This is a genomic window from Intrasporangium sp., assembly GCF_036566125.1.
Taxonomy (GTDB): Bacteria; Actinomycetota; Actinomycetes; order Actinomycetales; family Dermatophilaceae; genus Intrasporangium.
This window is the reverse complement of the sequence record NZ_DATCWX010000040.1, coordinates 1-3557: the sequence shown is the minus strand read 5'-3', so window position 1 is coordinate 3557 and position 3557 is coordinate 1. Positions and strand designations below refer to the sequence as shown.

Genomic DNA, 3557 nt, shown 5'->3' with positions numbered 1-3557 from the left:
CTGGACCGCGCGTTCGCGGCGCTCGCCGACCCGATCCGTCGCGCGATCATCGCCCGGCTGTCCCGCGGACCGGCAACGGTCAACGAGCTCGCCGAGCCCTTCGAGATCAGCAAGCAGGCGGTCAGCAAGCACATCCAGGTGCTCGAGCAGGCCGACCTCGTCACCCGGACCCGCGATGCCCAGCGTCGACCGGTCCACCTCAACCCGGGGCGGCTCGAGGCCCTCACGGCCTGGATCGACCGCTACCGGCTCATCCACGAGCAGCAGTTCCGTGCGCTGGACGCGCTGCTCGCCCAGCAGAACCCACCGCAATCACAGGAGAAACAGACATGAGCAACGAACTGAAGCTCGACATCCCCGCCGGTGTCCCTTGGATCGACTTCACCCGCGAGTTCGACGCGCCGGTCGAGGCCGTCTTCAACGCGCATCGCGACCCGGAGCTCGTCAAGCAGTGGCTCGGCCCGCGCGGCTACGTGATGGAGGTCGACCGCTGGGACTTCCGTTCCGGTGGCGGCTACCGCTACGTCCACAAGACCGACCATGGTGAGTTCGGCTTCCACGGCACGTTCCACACGGTCCGGGACAACGACCTCGCGATCCAGACCTTCGAGTTCGAGGGTGCGCCCGACGAGGTCGCCATCGAGTTCATGAGGTTCGTCGACCTGGGCAACGGCCGCTGCCGTCTCGAGGGCCGCTCCATCGGGCGCACCGTCGAGGGCAGGGACGCCATGGTCGCCAGTGGGATGGAGACAGGGATGCGCGAGGGCTACGAGCGCCTCGACGAACTCGTTGCCGCCTCGGCGAACGCCTGAGGCCCGGGCGATGACGACACCAACGCCGATGGACTGGACCCTCGAGGTCGTCCTCGTGCCGGTCTCGGACCTGGCTCGGTCCATCGCGTTCTACCGCGACGAGGTCGGGTTCCACCTCGACCATGAGACGGAGAACGAGTTCATGCACGTCGCCCAGCTCACCCCGCGGGGTTCGGGCTGCTCGATCGTCATCGGCAACCTGCCCTCGCAGAACCAGATGGCGCCGGGGTCGCTCCATGGCGTGCAGCTCTGCGTGGCCGACGCCGAGGTGGCCCGGTCGGAGCTCGTCGGCCGTGGCGTGGAGTGCTCCGAGATCCAGGTGATCGACCCACGGGACGGTGGCACGTTCTTCGGGTTCACCGACCCCGATGGCAACTCGTGGGCCGTCCAGCAGCTCAAGGTCCGCGGCGAGACCCCGCTCATCCCGCACGAGCACCGGAACAGGTTCGGCGACGACGTCGAGCCCTGACGACAATTGGAGCAACCATGAACGCCACCGTCGTCTTCGACACCAGCATGTCCCTCGACGGCTACATGGCGGCATCCCATCGCACCATCGACCAGCCCTTGGGTGATGGAGGTGAGCAGCTGCACGAGTGGACGCAGGACACGGACTACCTGACGTCCCGGATCGAGCAGCTGGGAGCGGTCGTCACGGGACGCAGGAACTACGACGACTCGATCCGCTGGTGGGGCGCGGACGGGCCCTCAGGGCCCGCACGCAGGCCCGTGTTCGTCCTCACCCACGTGGCACCGGAGGAGGTGCCGGAGGGAGGTGTCTACCATTTCGTATCGGATGGCATCGAGTCCGCGCTGGAGCAGGCCCGGGAAGTCGCGGGTGACGGGGTCGTCACCGTGATGGGCGGCGCAGACGTCGCACGGCAGTACCTCGAGGCCGGCCTCGTCGACGAGCTGTCGATCCATGTGGTCCCGGTTCTCTTCGGTTCCGGCCTCCCGGTCTTCCAGGGCCTCGACCTCGGGCACGTCCAGCTCGAGCAGCTGGAGTTGAAGGAATCGCCCCAGGCGGTCCACCTGCGCTATCGCGTCCGGCGCTAGCCGGCACAAAGAGGGATCGACTGTGCAGTTCGCGACCTCCTCCACGCGTCGCGAACTGCACATTCGACTACGGGGGAGCGTCGCGAAGGGCGCTTTGGAGCGGGACCGAGCACAGCGGCATACGGCCGGATCTAGAGTGCCCCCATGACCAACGTCACCCAGCAGCGTGTCCTCCACACCGAGATCCCCGGCCCCAGGTCCCTCGAACTCCAACAGCGCAAGGTCGCGGCTGTCTCCGCCGGTGTGGGCACCGGACTGCCGGTCTATGTCGAGCGCGCGGGCGGCGGCATCCTCGTCGACGTCGACGGGAACCAGCTCATCGACTTCGGGTCCGGCATCGCCGTGACCACCGTCGGCAATGCCGCCCCGCGCGTTGTCGAGCGCGTCCAGCAGCAGGTCGCAGACTTCACCCACACCTGCTTCATGGTGACGCCGTACGAGGAGTACCTCGACGTGTGCGACGCCCTCAATGAGCTCACTCCCGGCGACCACGAGAAGCGCTCCGCCCTGTTCAACTCCGGCGCCGAGGCCGTCGAGAACGCCGTCAAGGTCGCCCGTCACGTGACCGGCCGTCAGGCGGTCGTCGCCTTCGACCACGGCTACCACGGGCGGACCAACCTGACCATGGCGCTGACCGCCAAGAACATGCCCTACAAGCACAAGTTCGGCCCCTTCGCCGGCGAGGTCTACCGGGCGCCGATGAGCTATCCGTTCCGGTGGCCGGGCGGACCGGCGGACTGTGCCAAGGAGTCGTTCGACGTCTTCGTCCAGCAGGTGCACACGCAGGTGGGTGAGGAGAACCTCGCCGCCGTCATCCTCGAGCCGATCCAGGGCGAGGGCGGGTTCATCGTGCCGGCGCCGGGCTTCGTGCGGCAGGTGGCGGACTGGTGCCGCGAGCACGGGATCCTCTTCATCGCGGATGAGGTGCAGACGGGCTTCTGCCGGACTGGTGACTGGTTCGCGAGCGAGCACGAGGGCGTGGTCCCTGACCTCATCACGACCGCCAAGGGCATGGCCGGGGGCCTGCCACTCGCAGGCGTGACCGGGCGCGCCGACATCATGGACGCGATCCACGGCGGTGGCCTCGGCGGCACCTACGGCGGCAACCCGGTCGCCTGTGCCGCGGCGCTCGGAGCCATCGAGACGATGCGGTCGGAGAACCTGTGCGGTCGGGCCCGCGAGGTCGAGGCACTGTTCCTGCCGCGCCTGCGGGCGCTCGCGGAGCGGTTCCCGCAGATCGGCGACATCCGCGGGCGTGGGGCGATGCTCGCCATCGAGCTGGTGCGCGGCGCTGGGGATCTCACCCCCAATGCCGAGCTGACGGCGGCGGTCAACCGCGAGTGTCACGCACAGGGGCTCGTCACCCTGACGTGCGGGACCTACGGCAACGTGTTCCGCTTCCTGCCGCCGCTTGCTTCCTCCGACGAGCTGCTGTCCGAGGGGCTTGACGTCTTCGAGGCGGCCTTCGCCAAGGCGGTCGGCTGAGCCCTTTCGCCCGTATGCCGCTGAGCTGGCTTGCTGAGGCATGTGAGCCAGGTCACGTGGCTGGGTGTCACGCCGGGGCGGGCGCCGTCCGTCGTGCTGGTATGACACGACGAATTGATGTCAGTGAGGTGGCTCCCGCCGGCTTCCGTGCGGTGTTGGGGCTCGAGAAGTACGTCTCGGGAGCCGTGGACCACACGGTCCTAC

5 protein-coding genes are annotated in these 3557 nt (G+C 68.3%); all 5 read left to right on the top strand.

The features are described from left to right. A partial coding sequence (locus VIR15_RS02500; RefSeq protein ID WP_331925890.1) for an ArsR/SmtB family transcription factor occupies nucleotides 1-333 on the top strand: 333 nt, incomplete at its 5' end. After that, the gene (locus tag VIR15_RS02495) at nucleotides 330-812 is read left to right on the top strand and encodes an SRPBCC family protein (protein WP_331925889.1); all 483 of its coding nucleotides are present in this window, start codon (nucleotides 330-332) and stop codon (nucleotides 810-812) included. The genes VIR15_RS02500 and VIR15_RS02495, both read left to right, overlap by 4 nt. Nucleotides 813-822: 10 nt before the next feature. Beyond that, a complete protein-coding gene (locus tag VIR15_RS02490) occupies nucleotides 823-1281 on the top strand; it encodes a VOC family protein (RefSeq protein ID WP_414654900.1) in 459 nt (152 codons plus the stop codon). A 17-nt stretch (nucleotides 1282-1298) separates the two neighbouring features. Next, nucleotides 1299-1868 (top strand): dihydrofolate reductase family protein, encoded by a 570-nt coding sequence (locus tag VIR15_RS02485; protein WP_331925888.1) that lies wholly within the window; start codon nucleotides 1299-1301, stop codon nucleotides 1866-1868. 144 nt (nucleotides 1869-2012) lie between these two features. Further along, nucleotides 2013-3353 carry a 4-aminobutyrate--2-oxoglutarate transaminase gene (gene gabT, locus VIR15_RS02480; RefSeq protein WP_331925887.1) on the top strand — a complete coding sequence of 447 codons (1341 nt, stop codon included), beginning with the start codon at nucleotides 2013-2015 and terminating at the stop codon, nucleotides 3351-3353. Nucleotides 3354-3557 lie beyond the last annotated feature (204 nt).